Origin of the sequence: Pseudoalteromonas sp. SCSIO 43088, assembly GCF_023650795.1 — a bacterium.
Lineage (GTDB): Bacteria > Pseudomonadota > Gammaproteobacteria > Enterobacterales > Alteromonadaceae > Pseudoalteromonas > Pseudoalteromonas shioyasakiensis.
Window position 1 is genome coordinate 916,956 of record NZ_CP072675.1, and the last position, 18,045, is coordinate 935,000.

Consider the following 18,045-nt stretch of genomic DNA (forward strand, 5'->3'; position numbering starts at 1 on the left):
ATGTTTACTGGAATTATTGAAGCAACAGGTAAAATTGTTGAACTAACACAAAAGCAAGGTGATCTAGCTATTCGTATTCAAAGCCCTAATTTGGATATGAAAGACGTCAAGCTCGGTGACAGTATTGCCACCAATGGTGTGTGTTTAACGGTTGTCGCTAAACATAGCGATGGTTTTAGTGCTGACTTATCAAACGAAACAATTAGCTTAACTGGGTTTGCACATTATAAAAAAGGTCAAACAGTTAACCTCGAAAAAGCCATGCAACCGGTTTCTCGCTTAGGTGGGCACTTAGTGTCAGGGCATGTTGATGGTATTGCGACTGTCGAAAGTATTAGTCCCAATGCTCGTGCAACCGAGTACTGGTTAAGCACAGACAATGATTTAATGAAGTACATTCCGTACAAAGGTTCGGTGTGTATTGATGGCATTAGCTTAACCGTCAACGAGGTTGAGCAAAATCGCTTTAAGCTGACGATTGTTCCGCATACTGCAGAGCAAACAACGATTGCAGAATTTCAGGTGGGGACTCAGGTGAACTTAGAAGTTGACCAGATTGCTCGCTATTTAGAGCGCCTAATTAAAGGGGCTGAACAACCTTCCCGTTCAGACATATCAATGAGCTTGCTAGCACAAGCTGGCTTTATTAAATAAGCACAGATACGTCACTATTAATCATACTCTCATGGGCACATTATGAATTTACACAGCGCGCAAGAAATTATCGATGACATTAAAGCCGGTAAAATGGTTATTTTAATGGACGATGAAGACCGAGAAAATGAAGGCGATTTAATCATCGCAGCAGAGCACATTAGTGCTGATGCTATCAACTTTATGGCAACACATGGCCGTGGTTTAATTTGTTTAACAATGACACAAGAGCGTTGTCAGCAGTTAGAATTACCACTGATGGTGAAAAATAACGGTGCAGCTTTTTCAACTAACTTCACTATGTCGATTGAAGCGGCGAAAGGTGTAACTACAGGTATTTCAGCGGCCGACCGTGCACGTACCGTTCAAGCCGCAATCGCTAAAGGTGCCGTGCCGAGCGATATCGTTCAGCCAGGGCATATTTTCCCAATTATGGCGCAGCCTGGTGGCGTGTTAACACGTGCAGGTCATACTGAAGCAGGTTGTGATTTAGCGCGTTTAGCGGGTCTTGAGGCGTCATCTGTGATTGTTGAAATCTTAAACCCAGATGGCACCATGGCGCGTCGCCCTGATCTTGAAGTATTTGCTAAAGAGCATGACTTAAAGATTGGCACCATTGCAGATTTAATCGAATACCGAAACCTAAACGAAACCACCATTGAGCGCGTTGCTAAATGTAAACTGCCAACAGATCACGGTGAGTTTGATTTAGTGACCTACAAAGACACCATTGATGGTCAGCTTCACTATGTTTTACAAAAAGGTGAAGTATCGAAAGACGAACCAACGTTAGTACGTGTTCACTTACAAAGTACCTTTAACGATATTCTATTATCAGATAGAAGTGCTGATCGTAGCTGGGGCTTATCAGATGCGATGGCTTATATCGCTGAGCACAACGGTGTGCTGGTTATCTTGGGTAAACAAGAGTCAACAGAAGACCTAGAAGCAACCGTTAAAGCCTTTGCCGCTGAAGATGCTGGCGAAAATGTGAGTCATCGTAAATTCCAAGGTACATCGCGTACTGTGGGTGTGGGCTCGCAGATTTTGGCTGATTTAGGTATTGAAAAGATGCGCTTAATGAGCCGTCCTAAGAAGTACCATGCGTTATCTGGTTTCCACTTAGAAGTGGTTGACTACGTTGAGCCTCGCTCTTAATTAGGGAAAACAGATTTACTAGGCTACTTTTATATTTTTGTGGTATTATGCGCCGTAATTTTTGCGCAATCGCAACCGCTTAAACTTATTTTTTAGGGTTATTAAATGAAAATTATTGAAGGTAACAAATACGCACCGGGCAAAAAATTTGCCATTGTCATTTCTCGCTTTAATGACTTTATTGGTAGCAGCCTATTAGCAGGTGCTGTTGATGAGCTTAAGCGCACAGGTGGCGTATCTGAAGACGACATTACAGTTGTTTACGTACCAGGTGCCGTTGAATTACCTTTAGCAGCGAAACGCGTTGCAGCAAAGAAAGAACACGATGCAATCATCGCTCTAGGCGTAGTGATCAGAGGTGGTACACCACACTTTGATTTAGTCGCTGGCGAATCAAACAAAGGTCTTGCGCAAGTATCTCTTGAGTATGATATCCCGGTTGCATTTGGCGTATTAACCACTGAAAGCATTGAGCAAGCAATTGAGCGCGCAGGTACCAAAATGGGTAACAAAGGCGGCGAAGCTGCTTTAGGTGCGCTTGAAATGGTTAATGTGTTAGACAAAATTTAAGTTTAAGGAATCTCTGTGAAACCAGCAGCAAGACGTAAAGCACGTATCTTAGCACTTCAAGCCGTATACTCTTGGCAGTTAAGCGGTAACCCAATTGCTGATATTGAACAGCAAATGTTAATTGAAAATGATGTGACTAAGATCGACGTCGAATATTTCAAAGACCTAGCACGCGGTGTTGTTGTTAACTGTAAGCAATTAGATGAAATCGTTGCACCACATTTAGCACGCCCAGCTGATGAGTTAGACATGGTCGAAAAAGCAATTTTACGTCTGTCTGGCTATGAGCTGAAATTCCGTGAAGACGTACCTTACAAAGTGGCAATCAATGAAGGCATTGAGCTTGCTAAGATGTTTGGTGCTGAAGACAGCCATAAGTTTGTCAACGGTGTACTTGATAAAGCAGTGAAAGAACTGCGTAAGTAAGTAACCCCGTAAAGGAGAGCCGGCTTGGGCCGGCTTTTTTGTGTATGAAGGAATTTGAACTAATCAATCGTTACTTTAAGGGGCGTGGCATTATTCGCCGTGATGTTAACCTAGGTATTGGTGACGATTGTGCCTTAGTAACTGTGCCTGAAAACTGTCAATTGGCGGTAACAACAGACACCTTAGTTGCGGGCGTACACTTTTTTGATGACATCTCTGCACGTGCCCTTGGGCATCGAGCTTTAGCTGTTAACTTAAGTGATCTTGCGGCAATGGGCGCTGAACCTACGTGGATTTCGGTAGGCCTAACTTTGCCTGAAGCAAATATAGAGTGGCTTGAAGAGTTCACTGAAGGCATGCATGAAATTGCAGAGTACTTCAATGTGCAAATCATTGGTGGTGATACCACTCAAGGCCCTTTAACTATTACGATTTGTGCTAAAGGTATCGTGCCTGAAGGCAAAGCACTGCGCCGTAGCGGTGCTAAAGTTGGCGATTGGATTTATGTAACAGGTCCATTAGGTGATGCTGGTGTAGCCATTGAAGCCCGTAAACAAGGCCTCGATATCGCCCCTGAACACTTAAGCTATTTAAATAATCGCTTTGATTACCCGACTCCACGTGTTGCAGCTGGTCAGGTTCTGCGAGGCGCTGCCTCTGCAGCAATTGATATTTCCGATGGCTTATTAGCTGACTTGGGCCATATTTTAGCGCTATCGCAAGTTAGTGCGGTGATCAATGTTGATAAAGTGCCTGTTTCTGATGCATTAAACTCGTCGATTCCACGAGCAGAGCAATTTGACTATATCTTAAATTACGGTGACGACTACGAGCTGCTGTTTACTGTGCCAGAAAGCAATAAAAGCATGGTTGATATGAAGCTACGCCAATATGGTGTTGAAGCAAGTTGTGTAGGTCAAATTAAAAGTGGCGAAGGTGAGATTGAGCTATTACTTGATGGTGAGCAATTTAATTATCAAGGTAAGGGCTTTCAGCACTTTACGAAGGAGCCGGTTTGAGCAGTAACCGATTATTCAATTTAAAACGCCCACACCAATTTTTTGGTTTGGGTTTTGGCTTAGGCCTTGCCCCTAAAGCACCTGGCACCTTTGGTACCTTTGCTGCCTTGCCATTTATTTTTACTACTATGTACTTTCCACTGTGGTTACAGATTGTGTTTGCCATCGTGATCAGTGTATTTGGTATTTGGGCATGTGGTAAAACAGCAGATGACTTAGGGGTACATGATCATCCAGCCATTGTTTGGGATGAAGTTGCTGGTTATTATATCACCATGATTGGTGCTGCACTGAGTTGGCAGTCACTGTTGGTTGGTTTTTTATTGTTCCGCTTTTTTGATATCGCTAAACCAGGCCCTATCCGAATTCTAGATAGACGTTTACACGGTGGCTTGGGCATCATGGCTGATGATATTTTAGCAGGTATATTTTCATTAATTTGTGTTCAAGCCTTGTTTAAAGCAGGCTATTTGCCTTTTTAAACGATGAGTTAAGTGTTACTTGGTGGCAAGTATATGATGCGATTTCTAGTTGTCTGTTTGTTGATGCTTTGCAGCACGTCTGCGTTTGCATCTATTACTGACTATGTCGTCAAACAGTGGAACATCCAAAATGGCTTGCCATCGCAATCTTTAAAAAGCATTGCTCAAGATGAGCAAGGTTATATGTGGCTAGGTACTCAGTTTGGCTTAAGCCGCTTTGATGGTAACACCTTCACTAACTTCAATACGCAAAACAGCGATTTCCTACCAAGTAATGGTATTAATAAGCTATTAGTTGATAGTACTGGGTTACTTTGGGTTGGTACCAAAAATGGCTTGGTAACACTTGATCCTAAAACCATGATGTCGCAAACCTTTAACGTTAAAGGTCCGGTTCGCGATATTCTTGAAGACTCCAAAGGCAGTATATGGATTGCAGCGAATGGCCTTTATTACGTTGCTCGAAATCAAGTCACACTCAATCAAAACTCAGCGTTAATTGTACCTGTATCTAATGCCACAGCAATTACGCAAATTGTTGGTTCAGTGAGCCAAATGGCGTTGTCGCCAGAAGGCATTTGGCTGGTCAATGAGCGTCATTTATTGCGTTTAACCAATACCTCTTCTGACTTTGCAAAGTTACGATTAGAGCTGACTGCCAAAGTTTCATTACCTGAGCGTTTAGCACAAACCATTATTCATGATATGGCTTGGCTTGAAGGGAACTTATACCTAGCTTCAGAGCTGGGTGCTTACTTTCTTGATTTAGATGACGAGCTGCGCCCATTCCCACTGCCAAATGCCAGTAACTCTGCCGTTTATAAGTTTATGAGCGACTCAGATGGGGCGCTTTGGATTTCGACCTATGGCCGACTGTTATTTCGTGATAATTCAGGGGATTGGCAATGGGTTGAGCCAAGCCAGCTCGATCAAAGCATTTGGTTTGCCGATATTTTCCGTGACAATCAAAATAATATTTGGCTGGCAAGTTTCAGTGAAGGCTTATGGCTTGCTCACGAAGGACGTATTGAACGTCACTCAGCTATCTCAAATATGACCGAAGCGGTGATGGCGATTAGCCAAGCACCTGATGGCAAACTATGGGTGGCTAACCGCAGCGGTGTTGGCTACTTTGATTACAACAAGAATTTTGTAAATCAAATTCCGAGTAACCAGTTTGGTCGAGCTGCAGTGCACGACTTACAATTTGATGGTGATCGTTTGTACATCGCAACAGGCCGCGGTGTGTTTTATTACGAAAATCAAAACTTGTATACGGTACCGGGGCGAGCGCTGCGCGATAACCCAGTATTCGCAATTAGCCGTTCTAGCAAAGGCGGTTTTTGGCTCGGTACTGGCCGTGGTATGTACCGCTTAAGCTACGGTGGTTTAACACCCTTTGCATACAATGCATTCTTAAGCAGTAAATTTATTACCTATGTTCTGGATGAGCAAAACTTTGGCTTAATTGGCACCAGTAAAGGGGCTTATTACTTTACCGACCGCGGTATTGAAAAAATTGGCGACCAAACCAGCTTAGAAAGTGCCTACGTTACTAGTATTTTGAATATTGAAGGGGTGGGGATATTAATTGGCTCACTTAACGATGGTTTATTTTATCGCAGTACCAAAGGTCAGTGGCGTCAGTTAGATGCGACAGATGGTCTGCCGTATGGCTCTATTTTTAGTCTTGTTTACGATAAGCAATTAAAACGTATCTGGGTTAGTACCATGAAAGGTGTATACCGCATGCCAGTAGAGCAGTTTGGTACTGATATCGAGAGCTTAAAAGTAGAACAAGTGATCTCATCGTTCGACCGTCAACTTGATGGTAAAGCAAGTCAGTGTTGTGCTGGTCTGGGTCATGACGCTGTAGCAGATACCGGTAACTCTATTTGGTACCCAAGCCTACAAGGTGTGGTAGAAATACCAAAGAGCGTAGAGCTTTTTGGTGTTCAAGCTCTTAAGCCTCGTATTGAAAGCTTGATCACGCCGCTTCGTCATTTAAGTACCGCAACTTTAGGTAATAAACCAGAGCTGCAAATTGATGAACGCGATGTAACGTTAAAATACACCGCGATTGATTATTATGCTCCTTCAAGTATTGAGTTCCGTTACCGTTTAAGTGGCTTAGACAGTGACTGGCGTTATGCCAATACTCGTCGTGAGGCAATCTATACCAACTTACCGCCGGGTTCGTTTTTATTCCAACTTGAAGCAAAACGCCGTGGTGAAGATTGGCAAAAAGCACGTCGTACTGAGTACAGCTTTGTAGTGCCGCGCCGTTTTGATGAGACTATTTATTTTAGACTCTTGATCACCAGTAGCTTTATTTTACTGTTCTACCTTGTATTTTGGGTATTTAGAGCGCAAGAGAAACGTAAGCAATTAGCCCTTGAAAGCTTAGTAACAGAACGTACCGTAGAGCTTCGAGAAGCTAACGATAAGCTTAATCAAGTGAATTCACAGCTTAAGCTAGTAAGTCACTCAGATGAGCTTACAGGCCTACGTAGCCGACGCTTCTTGTTTGATCAGCTCCCTAAAGATATCGAACACTTCCAGCGTAACTCGCAGTCATTGCAAGCACAGGGTAAGTCGCTCGTTCTATTGATAATTAACTTTGATAACTTCAGTCGCATTAATGATGCATATGGCCCGCTCGCTGGCGATAGCTGCTTACAGCAAATGGCGACTTTATTGAATAGCCGTACTCAAGGTTCTGACTATGTTGCACGCTGGAGTGGCGATGAGTTTTTACTCTTACTACGTGATTTCAAACGCACAGCGATAGACAATTATGTGGCTGACTTATGCGAGGCAATTGCAGCAAACCCATTTAGATTACCGAATGGAGAATCGACCACGATTACTGCGTCGGTTGGCTGGTCTTTCTATCCTTTACCTTTATTAGGTGGCCAAGTTATTGGTTGGGAAACCTCAGTTAACCTTGCTGATATTGCATTGCATCAAGTTAAAAAGCGCGGTGGTGATGGTGTAGCAAACATTACCTTTGACGAGCAATTAGATGCCTTTGAGTTCGAACAAAGCCACAATGTTGATCAGCAGCTTAGTGCACTACAAGCTAATGGTTTAGCCGATATTAAAATTTGGATGCGTTAGCGTTTCTATTGGTATTAAAAAAGGAGCCTTAAGGCTCCTTTTTTGTGAATGCTGTTTGGCTTAAGCCATGAACTCTTTGATGCTAGTTAAGATACCACTTGCATCTAGGCCCATTTCGGCGTGCATTTCATCTTGCGTACCATGCTTAATGAACTCATCTGGAATACCTAAATTTAAGATAGTCACATCCGCTTTGATTGCAGCTAAGTACTCATTCACAGCAGAACCCGCACCGCCTGCAATAGCGTTATCTTCTAAAGTAACAATTACATCATGGTTGCCAAGTAATTCACTGATAGCGTCAGTATCAAGAGGCTTAATAAAGCGCATATCAATCACTGTTGCGTTAAGCTTTTCAGCAGCTTCTTTGGCGTTCTCTAACAGCGTACCAAACGACAAGATGGCCACCTTATTACCTTGTTTGATGCTACGCGCTTTACCAATTTCAATTGCACTCATGGTTGATTCAACCTCACAGGTGCCGGCACTACCACGTGGGTAACGAACAGCAACAGGTTGATTGCATTGGTAGCCAGTGTAAAGCATTTGGCGGCACTCGTTAGTGTCGCTAGGCGCCATGATAATCATGTTAGGAATACAGCGCATAAAGCTTAAGTCATAGGCGCCTTGGTGAGTTTCACCATCAGCACCAACAATACCGGCACGGTCAATAGCAAATAAAACGGGTAAGTTCTGTAATGCTACATCGTGGATAAGTTGGTCGTACGCACGTTGTAAAAAGCTTGAATAAATAGCGACAACAGGCTTCAACCCTTCACAAGCAAGACCAGCTGCAAGTGTTACAGCATGTTGCTCAGCAATTGCTACATCAAAGTATTGCGCTGGGTACTCTTTAGAAAAACGTACCATGCCTGAGCCTTCACGCATCGCAGGGGTAATTGCCATTAGCTTGTCGTCTTGGGCTGCCATATCGCATAACCAGTCACCGAACACATTTGAGAATGTCGCAGCGCCAGGTTTAGATTTTGGTAATTTTGACATGCTCGGATCAAATTTTGGTACGCCGTGGTAACCAATTGGATCCGCTTCGGCAGGCTTATAACCTTTACCTTTTTGCGTTTTAATATGTAGTAATTGCGGGCCTTTAAGGTTACGCATATTACGTAAGGTATCTACCATCATATTAACATCATGACCATCAATTGGGCCGATGTAATTAAGGCCTAACTCTTCAAAGAAAGTGCCCGGAATGACCATACCTTTTAAATGTTCTTCCATTCGGCTGGCAAGTTCTTTCACTGGCGGTAAACCAGAAAGAAGCTTTTTACTGCCTTCACGAATATTGGTGTAGAAGCTACCAGATAAAATACGGGCAAAGTGATTGTTTAGTGCACCTACGTTTTCTGAAATCGACATTTCATTATCGTTTAAGATAATTAACACGTTAGGGTTAACATCACCCATGTGGTTCATCGCTTCAAATGCCATACCAGCAGTGATCGCACCATCGCCAATAACAGCAACTGTTTTACGATCTTTACCTTCTTTTTCGGCAGCAATGGCCATGCCTAAGGCTGCTGAAATAGAGGTGCTCGAATGGCCAACACTAAATGTATCGTAAGGGCTTTCTTCACGGAATGGGAAAGGGTGCAAACCGTCTTTTTGACGAATAGTATGCATTTGGTCACGACGACCCGTTAAGATTTTGTGCGGATATGCTTGATGACCCACATCCCATACTAAACGATCTTCAGGAGTGTTATAAACATAATGCAGCGCAACGGTTAGTTCAACAGTGCCTAAACCTGATGCTAGATGACCACTACTTTGCGAAACTGAATTAAGTAGGTATTCGCGTAACTCTTTACTAAACGCAGGTAACTTGTCTTGCGCTAAATCACGCAGCTGTGCTGGTTCGTCAACCAAACTTAATAATGGATACTTGCTACTATCAAGTGTCATGATTTTTTATACATCCTTCGCTAACCAGAGTGCATTATAGCCCATTGCTGCTCTGATTTTTTAGTTATTTTGTCTTTCTTTTTTAGGCATTAATAATTACGTTCAACGATATAGCTAGCAAGGCTCGCCAGTTCGCTGGTGTCGTAATCAATTGCCTCAAGAGCTTGATGAGCTTGAGCTAGTAAATCTTGTGCTTTTTGCTTTGCACCAGCCATACCTAATAAAGCAGGGTAAGTTGCTTTATTAGCCGCAATATCTGAGCCTTGTGGCTTACCTAATGTTTCAGTATCAGCTTCTACATCAAGGATATCGTCTTGTACCTGAAAAGCTAGCCCTATTGCTTGGCCAAATAGGTTTAATTGCGCGAGAGTATGTTCATCACAGCTTTTTGCACTCAATGCACCGAGTGTAATAGCACAATTAAGCAAGGCGCCCGTTTTTAGCTGATGAATGCGCTCTAACTGCGCAACGGTAATTTCTTTATCGGTCGCTTCAATATCCAGTGCTTGCCCACCTACCATACCTTCAATACCTGAGGCTTTGCTTAATGAGGCAATCATTTTTACTTGCTGGCTCGCAGGAACGGCAAATTGATGGTTGGCAATTAAATCGAATGACAGCGTTTGTAATGCATCGCCCGCGAGTATGGCTTGCGCTTCGCCATAAACAATATGACAGGTAGGGCGGCCACGTCTTAAGTCATCATCATCCATGGCAGGTAAGTCATCATGGACTAAAGAGTAGCTATGAATACACTCAATAGCGGCAGCAAGAATATCAAGATCGGCCTTGTCTGCGCCCATCATTCGACCCGTTGCGTATACAAGGTATGGACGTAAGCGCTTACCACCATTTAAAACACCGTAATGGGTGGCTTCTTTGATGGTTTTTTCGGTATTAAGTGGTAGTTCGAAATAGCGATTTAAATGTGCTTCAACGTCTTCACGAGCGCGTTGTAGTTGTTCTTTTAATTGCACTTAATTAGTCCAAGTTTGAATCAAAATTGCTAAGAGGAGCTTGGCTATCGTTACCCATTAAAATGGCAACCTTTTGTTCGGCTTGCTGTAACTTACCAGACGAAGCATTCGCCAGTGCAATGCCGCGTTCAAATTGTTTTAGCGATTGTTCTAGTGACAATTCACCTTGCTCCATTTGTGCAACAATTTGAGATAATTCATCCAGCGCTTCTTCAAAGCTTAAGTTTTCTGGTTTCTTTGTTGCCATTGTGGCCTCGATAGCTGTTAGAAAGTGAGGCCAATTTTAGGGGGAATGCTAAACTAGGTCAAAGAATGATGTGTTTTTTTACGCATAATCCATTTTCAATATGCTATTTTTACGGTTTTAGATACAGCTTAAACTTGTAGCTTAAAAATCTTACATTAAAATAAAATTAATTCATTTAATGATTTAAGTATTTCAACTGCTTGCCGATAAGCAGTTAATAATAAAAATTTGATACCTGAGGGTGTCGTGTAATTGTTCCTCTGGAGGGGTATGTGGATTTAGCAACCATAATAGGTATTCTTGGTGCCATAGGCTTAATTGCTATGTCGATGGTGTTAAGTAGTGACGGCCAAGTTGCAATGTTTTACAACACGCCTTCGGTGGTCATTGTATTTGGTGGTTCGATTTTTATCGTATTATCGAATTTCACTATGGGGCAATTTTTGGGCATAGGTAAAGTCGCTGCAAAAGCCTTTATGTTCAAAATCGAATCTCCAGAAGAATTAATTGAAAAAGCAGTAGAATTAGCTGATTCAGCACGTAAAGGTGGTTTCTTAGCATTAGAAGAAGCCGAAATCCCCAACGGTTTTATGCGCAAAGGGGTCGATATGTTAGTGGATGGTCATGATGCTGATGTTGTTCGTGCCACCCTACAAAAAGATATTTCTCTTACAGCTAACCGTCATGAACTAGGGGCTGGGTTATTTAAATCACTTGCCGATATTGCCCCTGCGATGGGTATGATCGGTACGCTAATCGGTTTGGTTGCTATGTTATCAAACATGGATGACCCAAAAGCAATCGGCCCTGCAATGGCGGTTGCACTTTTAACTACTCTCTATGGTGCGTTCTTAGCAAACGTTGTTGCTATTCCAATTCAGGTAAAACTAGAGCTACGTAAAGACGAGGAAGCGCTTAATCAACGTTTAATTCTCGACGCGGTACTAGGTATTCAAGATGGTCAAAACCCGAAAGTAATTGAAGGTATCTTGAAAAACTACTTAGCTGAATCAAAACGTAAAGTTGATACCGAGGAGTAGGGCATGTCAGATCAAGAGTGCAAATGTCCACCACCGGGTTTACCCGCCTGGATGGGAACCTTCGCAGATTTAATGTCATTATTAATGTGCTTCTTTGTTCTCTTGCTTGCTTTCTCAGAAATGGACGTACTGAAGTTTAAGCAAATTGCCGGCTCCATGAAGTTTGCTTTCGGTGTACAAAATAAAATTGAAGTAAAAGATATTCCAAAGGGAACCTCGGTCATTGCCATGGAGTTCACTCCGGGTAAACCTGAACCCACACCTATTGAAACGATTCAACAACAAACCGTAGAAATGACGCAACAAATGCTTGAGTTTCAGGCTGGCGACGAAAGCTCTGCCGGTGGTCGACAAGAACAGCGCGGTAATAAACGAGGTGGTGAATCGCAAAGTACGGCTCAGCAACAAGCTTTAGAACAGTCAATTTCAGCAGCTGATCAAGAACAAACAAATGAACTTGTGAAGAAAATTGCTCAGCAACTAGAACAGCAAATTATGGATGGTGCGATTGAGCTCGAGTCATTAGGCCAGCAAATTATTATTCGTATCCGTGAGAATGGCTCATTCCCATCAGGTAGTGCTTTTTTACAGCCAAAATTTAAACCTATTATTCGTGATATTGCTACGCTGTTAAAAGATGTGCCAGGTGAAATAACCGTGTCAGGTCACACTGATGACTTCCAAGTATCGAATGAACTTTATACTAATAATTGGGATTTATCATCAAAACGTGCGGTGGCAGTTGCCAGTGAAATGGAAAAAGCGCCCGGTTTTGATAAATCTCGTATGATGGTGGTAGGTCACGCAGAAACAAGGCCTCTTGTACCGAATGTGACCGATGAAGATCGCAAGCGTAATCGCCGTGTTGAAATCTCTATTATGCAAGGTAAAGCACACGAGTCTGACCCTATTGATGTAAGGCAATAAATCAATTAAAGTGAAACTTCATTAACACATGTAATGGAGTATAAAAATGAAAAAAGTTGATAAATATAGCTATATGCCAGGCAATGGTGATGGCGGTGATGATGATAAAACTGATTAAGGCACTGCATTTTGCCTGATTGGTTTGTAGAAATTAGAGTTATATTAAGCAATAGCTGGGTGTTCATTTTGAGCCCGGCTATTATTATTTTTTACCTTCGTAAAGATTGGCCCGCTTTTTATTTCTCTATCATTACTGCTGCTTTTTTCCTTTATGGAACTCTTATTTATTCTGCTTTAAGAGAGTTTGATGATATCTATATCTGGCGCTATGTAGTCTGGGCTTTTAATGATATTGCTTGGATGGCAATCATTGCTTACTTGGGTATTAAAGATAAAGTCTACTTATGGCAAAGTGTTTTAGGGCAGTTGGTTGTGATAATGGCGCCCATTCTACAGTTGTTCCGTTTAGTTGACCGCCACCTTTGGGATTTGTCTTACAGCACCTACATGTACAAGACCCTGCTACCGCTAATCAATATTGGTACTGTGGTCGTATGTTACCTACCGCTTATCTACCTCTTTACTCGACGAAGCCAGCAAGCATAAGGCGTTTCTTCGTTAAAAATCCTGTGCTAGACTACTGTTTATAAAAACAGTATTTAGTGTTGCGTTATGAAACTTTACATTGCCGAAAAACCATCCTTGGCGCGAGCCATTGCAGATGCACTGCCAAAACCACAAAAAAAGCATGATGGCTATATAGAGCTAGGTAATGGTGATTGTGTCTCATGGTGTATTGGTCATTTGCTTGAACAAGCAGAACCCGATGACTACGATGCAAGTTTTAAAAAGTGGCGGTTTGAGCATTTACCTATCGTGCCTGAACAGTGGCAATTAAAGCCTAAATCAAAAACACGTAAACAACTCACTGTATTAAAAAAGCTAATCAAGCAGGCAAATATAATTGTTCATGCCGGCGACCCTGATAGGGAAGGCCAGCTATTGGTTGATGAAGTGATCGAACAGGTTAAACTTAGCCAAGTTAAAAAACAGCAAATTCAACGACTCTTGATCAGCGACTTAAACTTAGGTGCAGTTAAAAAAGCGCTGAATAATTTAAAATCGAATCGCGATTTTATTCCATTGAGTGTATCTGCTTTAGCTCGCTCACGTGCCGATTGGCTATTTGGCATGAATTTAACTCGCGCTTATACGCTTGCTGGGCAAAAAGCTGGGTTTGGTAATGTGTTATCTGTTGGGCGTGTTCAAACTCCTATTTTAGGTCTAGTTGTAAATCGTGATAATGAAATAGCTAACTTTGTAGCGAAACCTTTTTATGAAGTATTAGCTCACCTTGAAACTCAGCAGCAGCAGGCATTTTCTGCAAAGTGGCAGCCAAGTAAAGCATGTGAACCTTATCAAGATGAAGAAGGGCGGGTATTACATAGAGGGCTTGCTGAAAATGTTGTGTCACGCATAACTAATCAACCGGCTAAAGTGGTTGAGCTTGATCAAAAGCAAAAAAAGCAACAAGCGCCGTTACCTTATAACTTGTCGGCTTTACAAATTGATGCGGCAAAGGCGTTTTCAATGCCAGCACAAAAGGTGCTAGATACCTGTCAAAGCTTGTATGAGCGCCATAAGTTAATTACGTATCCTCGTTCAGATAATCGCTATTTACCAAAAGAGCATCATAAAGATGCAGCGAGGATTATTGCCGCCATCACTAATAATGAAGGTCAAGTAAGTGAAGCTTGCAAGCAAGCTGATACCAATAAGCGGAGTAAATGTTTTAATGACAGCAAAGTGGCAGCTCACCACGCTATTGTTCCTACCGAAAAACAGCTTCGCTCAGCATCATTAAATAGTGATGAACAAAAAATCTATCGGTTGATCTGCCGTCATTATTTAATTCAGTTTTATCCAGACTATATATTTAACGAAACTAAAGTAACGGTTGAAATTGCGGGTGGGCTTTTTAAAGCTGCTGCTAAGCAAGATGTTAGCTTAGGCTTTAAAACATTAATGGGCAAAACAGAGTTAAAAGATGAGCAAACCTTACCGCCACTTGAAAAAGGTCAGCCGCTACATTGCAATCAAGGTGAAGTGGTAGACAAAATGACGACACCGCCAGCGCATTTTACTGATGCTACCTTATTGAGTGCTATGACAGGCATAAGTCGCTATGTAAAAGACCCAGAAATTAAAAAGATCCTCAAAGAAACTGATGGCTTAGGCACTGAGGCTACAAGGGCTGGTATTCTTGAGCTTTTATTTAAACGACGCTTTTTAGAGCGTCAGGGTAAAAACATTCTAGCTACCGCAACAGGCAAAGCTCTTATAAGTACATTACCAGAGCAGCTTGCTAGCCCTGACTTAACAGCTAAGTGGGAAGCATCGTTAGGGAATATAGCTGAGCAACACATGAGTTATCAGCAATTTTTAACGCCATTGTTGGCAGAGTTACATGCTTTAGTTGAGCAAGCCAAGCAGTGCGACAGCCAAGTCTTTGCTCAGTTACCAAAAACGCCGCAAAAGCGACGTTTTAAAAGAAAAACTAAGCCTAGAGCTAAGTCAGCCTAAACTATTTTTTGTTGAATAGGGCAACCGCAGCATTACTCATCGCTGTAATCCCTGTAGGAAGAGCCTTCTTGTAATCAGGTGCAAACTTGCTTGAGTGTAAAGAAGGTAATGTTGCGCCAGATTGCATTGCTGTATCATATTGACTCGGTTCAACACCGCCTAACCAAAACAAAGTAATTGGCACGTGCTGCTCTGTACGACCGTATAGACCAAAATCTTCGCCAGCCATTACAGCTTCAGTTTCAAGAACATTGTCTTCACCAATAGCATTAGCAATTGCTGAACGCACTACATTGGTTTGTGCAGGGTTATTGTAAGTCGAAGGAATTGACTCATCTTCATGTACATATACTTCAGGCGCTAAGCTTTCATCAAGGCCAGCACTTAATGCGATACCTTTAGAAATTCGTTTAATCGCCGCGATTTGTTGCAAACGTACTTCAGGGTTATAACTGCGAAGTGTGAGCTGTAGTTTTACTTCATCAGAAATGACATTGTGTTTAGAGCCACCATGAATTGAGCCAACAGTGACCACTGACGGTTCAAGTGGTGACAATTCGCGACTAGTAATAGTTTGCAGTGCCAATACAATACGTGAAGCAATCACAACAGGGTCTATTGTTGTATGTGGATAGGCACCGTGACCGCCTTTACCCTTTACAGTAATATCAACAGAGTCAACACTTGCCATCGTATACTCAGTTTTCATGCTAACTTTACCAGCAGGAACACTCGCACTTACATGTAAACCAATAACATGGTCTGGAGTAGGGTACTTAGTAAAAAGCCCTTCTTTAAGCATTGCTTTTGCACCACCGCCTACTTCCTCTGCAGGTTGTGCGACCATCATTAACGTACCTTGCCATTGATCTTTATGTGTCATTAACTGTTGTGCTGTGCCAATAAATGAACTCATGTGAATATCATGACCACAACCATGCATTACGCCAACTGTTGCACCAGCATTATTTATTACAGTCACTTTAGAGGCGTAAGGTTTTCCTGTTTGCTCAACAATTGGTAATCCATCAGTATCTGTGCGGATCATTACTGTAGGGCCATCACCGTTTTCATAAATACCAACAACGCCGTAACCACCCACATTATCAGTAACAGTAAAGCCCAGCTGTTTTAATTGCTTTGCTAGCTTTTGACCAGTTTCTTTTTCGTGGTAAGACAGCTCGGGAGATTGATGTAAATCTAAATAAAGCTTTTCAATCTCAGGCATAGTTTTTTTGAGATTTAAATCGAGCGTTGTTGCTTGTGCGAATGGACTAAGAAGTAATAAAGCTGCAGAAATAGCAGATAATTTCATAATGACCTCGACCCGTGGGGCTTGTAATTGTTATGTTTGCCACTATATAAAAACCTAAATACTTATATAGTGCAATCGATCAAATGAATAATATGATAAAACTTACCCAGCAAAATTTGCAGCAAGCACTGGGTGAAACGTCCGCTGAAAAACTAGTGCTACTTACTTTTTACTCTGCGCAAAACCCTGAGTGTCATCAGCAAGCTGCAATTTTAGAGAAAATAGCAAATGAGTATGGTGAGCATTTATTAGTAGCAACATTAGATTGTGATGTTGAGCAAGCTCTTGCAGGGCAACTTGCGCAGCAAATTGGTTTACAAGCATTACCTACGCTTGTGATGTTAAAAGAATCAGCGCCTGTCGATATGTTACCGGGTGCTCAAACAGAGCAGCAAATTCGCGATGCGCTAGCCAAACATTTACCAGCTCAACACGAGTTATTACTAGAGCAAGCTAAGCAAGCGTTAATCAATCAAGATTTAAATAATGCTTTTAACTATGCAAAGCAGGCTTATGAGCTTGATCCAAACCATACACGGGTAAAGTTAGTTTTAGCTGATATCTGTATTCAAATTCATAAATTAGAAGATGCACAAGCATTATTAGATTCGGTTGCAGAAAATGAACGTGATGCGTATTTCACAAATATCCAAGCAAAATGTGAACAAGCATTAGCAGCAACAGATTCACCAGAGATAAAAGCACTGCAGGATAAAGTTGAAAAATACCCAAATGATTTAGAGATAAAAGTAGAACTAAGTAATGCTCTTAATAGCGCGGGTCGTAAAGAAGAAGCTTTAGAGATGCTATTTAATGTACTTAAAAAAGATCTTAACTACGCAGATGCAAAACCAACCTATCTAGAAATTATCGCTTCTTTACCTGATGGCGATGCCTTGGCATCTAAGTATCGTCGTAAGTTATATAGTATCTTGTACTAATTCAGAGTTGATTGATAAAAGCGCCACTAAGATTGTGGCGCTTTTTTTTATTTAAAAACTTGCGTATTACCTAATTTCGATAATACTTAAGATCCTCTCGAGAAAAGTTGACTGTATTTTGTACAGTAAACTGTGTTTTTTACTGCCTTTAGCTTGTTTTTTGCGCGAAAGGTAAGTTTTTAGTAGTTTTCTACAAAAAGTGCTTGCGTTAATTCTTCGCATCCCTATAATGCGCATCCACTGACACGGCGGGCAGCAATGAAAAGCGCTGAACAAAGTGACACAGAGTTAAGTAAAACTTCGGTTTAAAACGGTCTAAAAAGAAAGTTTGAAATTAAGTGTTGACTCGAAAAATTAAGGATGTATTATACGCACCCCTAGCGACAACGTCGCAACGTTCTTTAACAATATAAAGCAATCATCTGTGTGGGCACTCGTACAGATTGAGTTCTAACAGCGAAACTTAGTTTACTAAGTAACGCAAACAAATTTAGAGTCTCAATTGAACTGAGTGACCAACGGAAACAAGTTTACTTGTTTCAGCACAGTCAATTCGATTCGAAAGAATCAAAATTCAGAATTCATTGAGCACGAAACTTCGGTTTCAAAAAACTTTTAATTGAAGAGTTTGATCATGGCTCAGATTGAACGCTGGCGGCAGGC

At 41.7% G+C, this 18,045-nt stretch carries 16 protein-coding genes and 1 rRNA gene (1 of these 17 cut by a window edge); 13 read left to right on the forward strand and 4 right to left on the reverse strand.

The features are described 5' to 3' along the window. The 7 genes from J8Z28_RS04195 (at position 1) to J8Z28_RS04225 (ending at position 7,429) form a co-directional block, all read left to right on the forward strand. Positions 1-654 carry a riboflavin synthase gene (locus tag J8Z28_RS04195; protein ID WP_054562663.1) on the forward strand — a complete coding sequence of 218 codons (654 nt, stop codon included), beginning with the start codon at positions 1-3 and terminating at the stop codon, positions 652-654. A gap of 42 nt (positions 655-696) precedes the next feature. Continuing rightward, positions 697-1,812 carry a bifunctional 3,4-dihydroxy-2-butanone-4-phosphate synthase/GTP cyclohydrolase II gene (ribBA, locus tag J8Z28_RS04200; protein WP_054562662.1) on the forward strand — a complete coding sequence of 372 codons (1,116 nt, stop codon included), beginning with the start codon at positions 697-699 and terminating at the stop codon, positions 1,810-1,812. 105 nt (positions 1,813-1,917) lie between these two features. Next, positions 1,918-2,382: a 6,7-dimethyl-8-ribityllumazine synthase gene (gene ribH / locus J8Z28_RS04205; protein ID WP_054562661.1), complete on the forward strand. Its 465-nt coding sequence runs from the start codon at positions 1,918-1,920 to the stop codon at positions 2,380-2,382. A gap of 15 nt (positions 2,383-2,397) precedes the next feature. Continuing rightward, the gene (gene nusB, locus J8Z28_RS04210; protein ID WP_054552571.1) at positions 2,398-2,808 is read left to right on the forward strand and encodes a transcription antitermination factor NusB; all 411 of its coding nucleotides are present in this window, start codon (positions 2,398-2,400) and stop codon (positions 2,806-2,808) included. Between the two features lie 44 nt (positions 2,809-2,852). Further along, a complete protein-coding gene (gene thiL / locus J8Z28_RS04215) occupies positions 2,853-3,827 on the forward strand; it encodes a thiamine-phosphate kinase (protein ID WP_054562660.1) in 975 nt (324 codons plus the stop codon). Beyond that, on the forward strand, positions 3,824-4,309 hold the full coding sequence (locus J8Z28_RS04220) for a phosphatidylglycerophosphatase A family protein (protein ID WP_054562659.1): 486 nt from the start codon (positions 3,824-3,826) through the stop codon (positions 4,307-4,309). Before thiL ends, J8Z28_RS04220 begins: the two co-directional genes overlap by 4 nt. A gap of 33 nt (positions 4,310-4,342) precedes the next feature. Next, positions 4,343-7,429, forward strand: coding sequence for a ligand-binding sensor domain-containing diguanylate cyclase (locus J8Z28_RS04225; RefSeq protein WP_055197843.1), 3,087 nt, complete (start codon positions 4,343-4,345; stop codon positions 7,427-7,429). A gap of 60 nt (positions 7,430-7,489) precedes the next feature. Here J8Z28_RS04225 and dxs read toward each other — a convergent pair whose 3' ends face one another. The 3 genes from dxs to xseB all read right to left on the reverse strand — a co-directional run bounded on the left by dxs (position 7,490) and on the right by xseB (position 10,576). After that, the gene (gene dxs / locus J8Z28_RS04230; protein ID WP_250659967.1) at positions 7,490-9,352 is read right to left on the reverse strand and encodes a 1-deoxy-D-xylulose-5-phosphate synthase; all 1,863 of its coding nucleotides are present in this window, start codon (positions 9,350-9,352) and stop codon (positions 7,490-7,492) included. Positions 9,353-9,441: 89 nt separating this feature from the next. Continuing rightward, the gene (gene ispA, locus J8Z28_RS04235; protein ID WP_250659968.1) at positions 9,442-10,329 is read right to left on the reverse strand and encodes a (2E,6E)-farnesyl diphosphate synthase; all 888 of its coding nucleotides are present in this window, start codon (positions 10,327-10,329) and stop codon (positions 9,442-9,444) included. Positions 10,330-10,333: 4 nt separating this feature from the next. Continuing rightward, positions 10,334-10,576: an exodeoxyribonuclease VII small subunit gene (xseB, locus tag J8Z28_RS04240; protein ID WP_054552565.1), complete on the reverse strand. Its 243-nt coding sequence runs from the start codon at positions 10,574-10,576 to the stop codon at positions 10,334-10,336. Positions 10,577-10,848: 272 nt separating this feature from the next. On the opposite strand from xseB, the gene pomA reads away from it, so the two are divergent. The 4 genes from pomA to J8Z28_RS04260 all read left to right on the forward strand — a co-directional run bounded on the left by pomA (position 10,849) and on the right by J8Z28_RS04260 (position 15,126). Further along, positions 10,849-11,616 (forward strand): flagellar motor protein PomA, encoded by a 768-nt coding sequence (gene pomA, locus J8Z28_RS04245; RefSeq protein ID WP_054552564.1) that lies wholly within the window; start codon positions 10,849-10,851, stop codon positions 11,614-11,616. A gap of 3 nt (positions 11,617-11,619) precedes the next feature. After that, positions 11,620-12,543, forward strand: coding sequence for a flagellar motor protein MotB (locus J8Z28_RS04250; RefSeq protein WP_054562656.1), 924 nt, complete (start codon positions 11,620-11,622; stop codon positions 12,541-12,543). A gap of 129 nt (positions 12,544-12,672) precedes the next feature. Further along, positions 12,673-13,149 (forward strand): hypothetical protein, encoded by a 477-nt coding sequence (locus J8Z28_RS04255; RefSeq protein WP_054562655.1) that lies wholly within the window; start codon positions 12,673-12,675, stop codon positions 13,147-13,149. 66 nt (positions 13,150-13,215) lie between these two features. Beyond that, complete coding sequence (locus J8Z28_RS04260) at positions 13,216-15,126, forward strand: DNA topoisomerase III (protein ID WP_250659969.1); 1,911 nt, start codon at positions 13,216-13,218, stop codon at positions 15,124-15,126. Between the two features lies 1 nt (position 15,127). On the opposite strand, the gene J8Z28_RS04265 is transcribed toward J8Z28_RS04260, so the two are convergent. Further along, positions 15,128-16,441 carry a M20 metallopeptidase family protein gene (locus J8Z28_RS04265; RefSeq protein WP_250659970.1) on the reverse strand — a complete coding sequence of 438 codons (1,314 nt, stop codon included), beginning with the start codon at positions 16,439-16,441 and terminating at the stop codon, positions 15,128-15,130. Between the two features lie 83 nt (positions 16,442-16,524). Here J8Z28_RS04265 and J8Z28_RS04270 point away from each other — a divergent pair, with 83 nt between their 5' ends. Together J8Z28_RS04270 and J8Z28_RS04275 are read left to right on the forward strand one after the other, a co-directional pair. After that, on the forward strand, positions 16,525-17,382 hold the full coding sequence (locus J8Z28_RS04270; RefSeq protein WP_055021989.1) for a tetratricopeptide repeat protein: 858 nt from the start codon (positions 16,525-16,527) through the stop codon (positions 17,380-17,382). Between the two features lie 616 nt (positions 17,383-17,998). Beyond that, positions 17,999-18,045: ribosomal RNA gene (locus J8Z28_RS04275) — 16S ribosomal RNA — on the forward strand; it runs 1,494 nt beyond the window's last position.